The sequence below is a fragment of the Paramagnetospirillum marisnigri genome (assembly GCF_001650715.1).
Lineage (GTDB): Bacteria > Pseudomonadota > Alphaproteobacteria > Rhodospirillales > Magnetospirillaceae > Phaeospirillum > Phaeospirillum marisnigri.
Genome location: NZ_LWQT01000036.1, coordinates 1 through 531 on the forward strand (window position 1 = coordinate 1; position 531 = coordinate 531).

Consider the following 531-nt stretch of genomic DNA (forward strand, 5'->3'; position numbering starts at 1 on the left):
TGACGCCTCCGGGCGCTACGCACCCTACGCCATCATCCCCAGGCAAAAGCTGCTACACCACTCGACGGGACATGACCGGCAGCTTTGGTCAACCAAGTCTTGGCCTCAGCCTCGTTCCGCTCGATTCCTTTTCCTTGTAAGTAATACATGCCGACCTTAAATTCCCCCTCGACGGTATCCAGGTCGGCGGCCTTGCGGTACCATTTCAATGCCTCGGCATAGTCCTGAGAGACACCGCGTCCGGAGTCATAAAGATCGCCGATCTGCATGTACGCTGGGTAATACTCCTGATCAGCCGCTTTGAGGTACCAGCGCATGGCTTCGGCATAATCCTGCTTTATGCCTTGCCCTCTCGAGTAAAGAACCGCGATGTTGGTTTGTGCTGGAGGGTAGTTCTTTTCGGCAGCCTTCTGGTACCACCGCAAAGCCTCGGGAAGCTGATGTGGGCACCTCCGGAAACCTCTTCATTCTGACGGTTTGAGAGTTGTTCCGGGCGTGAATTGCGGTTGATCGGCGTTTCCGGGTCTGTTT

The 531-nt window shown here is 55.6% G+C and carries 2 protein-coding genes; both read right to left on the reverse strand.

Annotated elements, in window-relative coordinates:
* Nucleotides 1–32 precede the first annotated feature (32 nt).
* Nucleotides 33–425, reverse strand: coding sequence for a tetratricopeptide repeat protein (locus A6A04_RS02265; RefSeq protein WP_082914642.1), 393 nt, complete (start codon nt 423–425; stop codon nt 33–35).
* Nucleotides 338–531, reverse strand: a 194-nt coding sequence (locus A6A04_RS22820) for a hypothetical protein (protein ID WP_216636074.1), incomplete at its 5' end; no start/stop codon positions are given. The genes A6A04_RS02265 and A6A04_RS22820, both read right to left, overlap by 88 nt.